Origin of the sequence: Clostridium chromiireducens, from assembly GCF_002029255.1 — a bacterium.
GTDB lineage: Bacteria > Bacillota > Clostridia > Clostridiales > Clostridiaceae > Clostridium > Clostridium chromiireducens.
This window is the reverse complement of record NZ_MZGT01000141.1, coordinates 1-4,952: the sequence shown is the minus strand read 5'-3', so window position 1 is coordinate 4,952 and position 4,952 is coordinate 1. Positions and strand designations below refer to the sequence as shown.

Annotated in this window: 6 protein-coding genes; 5 read left to right on the top strand and 1 reads right to left on the bottom strand. The window is 29.9% G+C overall.

Annotated elements, in window-relative coordinates:
* From CLCHR_RS23765 to CLCHR_RS23745, 5 genes are all read left to right on the top strand, one after another.
* On the top strand, positions 1-267 hold a 267-nt coding region (locus tag CLCHR_RS23765), incomplete at its 5' end, for a nitroreductase family protein (RefSeq protein WP_139376289.1).
* A 272-nt stretch (positions 268-539) separates the two neighbouring features.
* Positions 540-1,544, top strand: a complete 1,005-nt coding sequence (locus CLCHR_RS23760) for a LacI family DNA-binding transcriptional regulator (protein WP_079442417.1) — start codon at positions 540-542, stop codon at positions 1,542-1,544.
* Between the two features lie 391 nt (positions 1,545-1,935).
* Positions 1,936-2,766, top strand: coding sequence for a 5-dehydro-4-deoxy-D-glucuronate isomerase (gene kduI / locus CLCHR_RS23755; RefSeq protein ID WP_207652342.1), 831 nt, complete (start codon positions 1,936-1,938; stop codon positions 2,764-2,766).
* A 25-nt stretch (positions 2,767-2,791) separates the two neighbouring features.
* Positions 2,792-3,574 carry a 2-dehydro-3-deoxy-D-gluconate 5-dehydrogenase KduD gene (kduD, locus tag CLCHR_RS23750; protein ID WP_079442415.1) on the top strand — a complete coding sequence of 261 codons (783 nt, stop codon included), beginning with the start codon at positions 2,792-2,794 and terminating at the stop codon, positions 3,572-3,574.
* A 348-nt stretch (positions 3,575-3,922) separates the two neighbouring features.
* Entirely contained in the window at positions 3,923-4,396 is a 474-nt protein-coding gene (locus CLCHR_RS23745) for a methylated-DNA--[protein]-cysteine S-methyltransferase (protein ID WP_079442414.1), read from the top strand.
* A 98-nt stretch (positions 4,397-4,494) separates the two neighbouring features.
* On the opposite strand, the gene CLCHR_RS23740 is transcribed toward CLCHR_RS23745, so the two are convergent.
* On the bottom strand, positions 4,495-4,911 hold the full coding sequence (locus CLCHR_RS23740) for a hypothetical protein (protein ID WP_079442413.1): 417 nt from the start codon (positions 4,909-4,911) through the stop codon (positions 4,495-4,497).
* Between the last annotated feature and the right edge of the window lie 41 nt (positions 4,912-4,952).

Genomic DNA, 4,952 nt, shown 5'->3' with positions numbered 1-4,952 from the left:
AATGACTCAAATTATAGTAATGCTATGGCAGATAGTGCCTGCGCTATCGAAAATATGCTCCTAACTGCAAATTATTTAGAACTTGGAGCATGTTGGATTAATCAAGTGACATGGTTTGATAGGGATGAAAACGTAAGAAAGCTTCTCTCTAGTTTAGGGATTCCGGAAAATTATAAGGTTTGTGGTTCTATATCTATTGGTTACATGGATGGTATAAAACCAAATGGAAAGACACTGAAGGAAAATACTGTGACTATTATAAGATAAAATTGGATCGTTAAAAGGAAGTACTCTTACGAATCAATTTTTGATTTTATAACCCAGCTATATCAACGGACGCAGCTACTTTTATCAAAAAACAACATATATGGTAACCCAAATTATTTGTATAGCTTGTAATTTAGTGTCAAGTGCTATAAAATAATAGCAAAGTTATGAACACGTGTGTAAAATAATTAATTTAATTATTCAATATAGTGTTCGTATCTATATTTAGAACTATTATTATAATATATTTGTAAAAGTTTTGGAGGATAAATATGGCTACTACAATTAAAGATATAGCAAAGGTACTAGGGATATCTCATTCAACTGTTTCGAGAGCATTGACAGGTTCTAAATATGTAAATGAAAAGACTAAAGAAGCGGTACTAAAAGCAGTAAAAGAATTAAACTATATTCCTAATATGAGTGCCAGAAGTTTAAAAATAGATAAAGCTTATAATATCGGAGTGTTTTTTTCGACTATAAGTAATGGAACTTCACCATATGTATTCCAAACTGTAATAAATAGTGTATACAGAAATATAGATAAGAGGTATAACGTTATAGTTAAGGGGATAGATATGTATGAAGAAAATACAATAAATCCTAAAAATTATGATGGTATACTAGTTGTTAGTCAAATGGTAAATGATGATAAGTTTATTAGAGAAATTCTAGAAAGAGATATACCAGTTGTTGTTATTAATAGAAAGGTAGATCATAATGTTATAAATATATATACAGATGAAAGCATAGGGACATATAAAGGAGTAGAGGAATTAATAAAAAATGGTCATAAGGAAATAGCAATAATTGAAGGAGCAAATAGTTTTGATTCAACAAAAATGAGAAGAAAAGGTTATGAAGATGCTTTTGAAAATTATAACATTGAATTAAATAAAAATCTAATATTAAATGGAGACTTTAGTGTAAAAAGTGGTTACGAGAGAACTAAAGAACTTCTTGAAAGGAAAGAACAATTTTCTGCTATATTTGCTTTCAATGATGAAATGGCAGCAGGCGCGATAAAAGCATTAACTGAAATAGGGTTAAAGGTGCCTGATGACATATCCATATTGGGATTTGATGGGAACGAAATTGGAAAATTTATCAGTCCAAGTATTACTACTATTAAAAGGCCTATAGGTGATATATCTAAAATTGCTATAGATTTGCTTATAAAATTATTAAGCGACGAGATGGATATAACGGCTAAAAAAATATATATAGAATCGGAATTAGAAATAGGAGAGTCTATTAAGGATTTGGCTAATAGCTGATTTTTGAAAGAAAAATATAAACGAAAATAATAAATTTATTATTATAAAAGGTTACAATAAATATTGCTTTTATTGTAACCTTTTTGCTTAGTTAATAAGCTTATAAAATTAAAAAACTATTGCAATTCTTTATATTAGAGTATATAGTTAAGTTAAGCAATTTAGGAACACGTGTGCCAAGATAAGGTATTCACAGTGAGTATAGAAAATTAGTATTTGATTTATTACTTTATAAATTTAAGATGCTTTATGTTTTTTTGAACACGTGTGTATGTGCACTGAAAGTTAAAATAAAAAGCATCTGTGTAATTATTTATAATTTAAAATATTTTTTGTCATTCTAGGAACACGTGTGCTAATAATTAATTTGAAGGGAAGAAACAGCATGAATATGGAAATTAGATACTCAAATCATCCAGAAGATTCAAAAAGATACGATACAGAGACATTAAGAAGACATTATTTAGTTGAAAAAGTATTTATGGAAGACGAAGTGAATTTAGTTTATAGCCATAACGATAGAATAATATTCGGGGGTATTACTCCAGTAAAAGAAATATTAAGACTTGGAGTGTCTAAGGAGTTAGGTACAGATTACTTCCTTGAGAGAAGAGAACTCGGAGTTATTAACGTAGGCGGAGAAGGAACCATCATAGTGGATGGGACAGAATATAATATAAAATACAGAGATGGGTTATATGTTGGACAAGGTGTACAAAATGTAGAATTTACTTCAATTGATCCAAAAAATCCAGCTAAATTTTATATTAATTCAGCACCAGCGCTTAAATCTTATCCAACTGTAAAAATAGATTTAGAAAAAGCCAATAAAATAAAAACTGGTGATTCACTTACATTAAATATAAGAACTATAAATCAATATGTACATCCAGCAGTTTGTGAAAGCTGTCAGTTAGTAATGGGGCTAACAATATTGGAACCAGGAAGTGCATGGAATACAATGCCATGTCACACACACGAAAGACGTATGGAGGTATATTTATATCTTGATCTTCCACATGATCAATGTGTAATGCATTTTATGGGTGAAGGAAAAGAGACAAGACACATTGTAATGAAAAGTGAACAGGCTGTAATTTCACCAAGCTGGTCAATACATTCTGGAGTTGGAACACAAAACTATTCATTTATCTGGGGAATGTGTGGGGAAAATCAGACGTTCGATGATATGGATCATATTAAGATAGAGGATTTAAAATAATAAACATGGAAATGAGGTATATATTATGTCAAATATTCTAGATCAATTTTCAATGGATTTTTTTAGATTAGATGGAAAAGTAGCAATAGTTACTGGAGGAAATACAGGACTTGGTCAGGCATACGCTGTAGCATTAGCAAAAGCAGGCGCAGATATAGTTGTTCCAGCTCATAATAAGGATTGGGATGAAACAAGAGAGTTAATAGAAAAGGAAGGCAGAAAAGTTGTATTTATACAAGCTGATTTAACTAAGAAAGAAGATAGAAAAAATGTAATAGATGTGACAATGAAGGAATTTAAAAAGATAGATGTATTAGTAAATAATGCTGGGACTATAAGAAGAGCGCCTCTTCTTGAATATAAGGAAGAAGACTGGAATGCGGTAATGGATATTAATTTAAATGCAGTATATTTCTTGAGTCAAGAAGTAGCTAAGATAATGGCTGAGCAAGGTTCGGGAAAGATAATTAACGTAGCTTCGATGTTAGCATTCCAAGGTGGGAAGTTCGTACCGCCATATACTGCAAGTAAACATGGTGTTGCAGGTATAACAAAAGCATTTGCAAATGAATTAGCATGTAAGAATATTCAAATTAATGCTATAGCTCCAGGATATATAAAAACTGCAAATACTGCACCAATAAGAGCAGATAAGGAAAGAAATGCAGAAATTCAAAGCAGAATACCGGCAGATAGATGGGCTGAACCATTTGACTTAATGGGAGCAATAGTATTCTTAGCAAGCAAAGCATCAGATTATGTTAATGGACATGTATTAGCTGTTGATGGCGGATGGTTAGTAAGATAGTTTTAAACAGCATTGAATGTTAGACAGAATGTCTCAAGAAGAATATAGAAAAGCAACGATTGACGCAGTTAAAAAACTTTAAAATAGAATTATTAAAAATGGTTGTTGCTAAGTGCACTACCCTTTTGACATTTAGATAAAATTTCAACTGTTCTTTTAAATCTGAATAAGAAAATATATTAAGCTCCAATTTATCCTATAATCATAGTATTGATTATAGGATAAATTATAAATTAAACCTATATAGGCTAGATTTTTATGCTTATATTGTTTTATAATTATTTCGTCAATCATTTAATAATGATTACTATGGAAAAGTAGCAAAATTTAATAAAAAGGAAGATTATAATGCAAAGTATATTTTATTATAATACAGAGATTGGCAAAATAGGGATAGAAGAAAATGGGGCAGCGATCACAAAGATATTTTTTATAAATGAAGATTTACAAGAGGATATATCAGAAAAAAGTGAAACAGAATTGATAAAGGAAGCTATAAGGCAGCTAAATGAATATTTTCAAGGAAAGCGTAATGTTTTTGATTTACCTTTAGAACCTAAAGGAACAGAATTTCAAAAGAGAGTATGGAATGCTTTAAAAGAAATTCCTTTTGGTGAAACGAAAAGCTATGGAGACATAGCAAAAATAATAGGGAATGAAAAAGCTGCGAGGGCTGTTGGAATGGCTAATAATAAAAATCCAATTCCGATTATAATACCTTGCCATAGAGTAATTGGTTCAAATGGTAAACTAATTGGTTATGCTGGTGGTCTTGATATAAAAGAGAAGCTCCTTAAAATTGAAAAAAATTATAATAAATAAGAAGAAAACAAGTCTCGATAATGAATTGAACTCTATTATCGGGACTTTTAATTTTGTGATAAATGAAGAAGTAAGGTTCAAAATAGTTTAAAAATAATCTATCTATTCTTTCCAAATAGGCCTTTTAGTGTTATTCCAATACCTGCGGCAGTCATGCCAAACATAAGTATACCTTCAAACAAACTAACAGGCATAAAACTCATTCTAAGACCCATTAATATACCCATTAAAATAATAAAAATGCCTACAATAATTAAAAACCAACCGATTACAGAATGTTCATTAAAAAATAGTACAATTATTCCTATTAGTAGAGGTAATAGAACTAGTCCAAAGTTAGGAGTAAATCCGAAAACTCTAGTAAGGTTAAATCCAGTCGAAATAATAGTATTTTGAAATATCATATAAATACCAACTAAAAATACCACTATTCCGCCGAAGAATGTTAATATATTTCCTTTGGGAGCTTTATAGTAATCTAAATTATCTTCTACATCTTTTTTCTTTTTAAACATATTATCCCCCTATCAAATAAGCACAGTATTAGTTATATTAT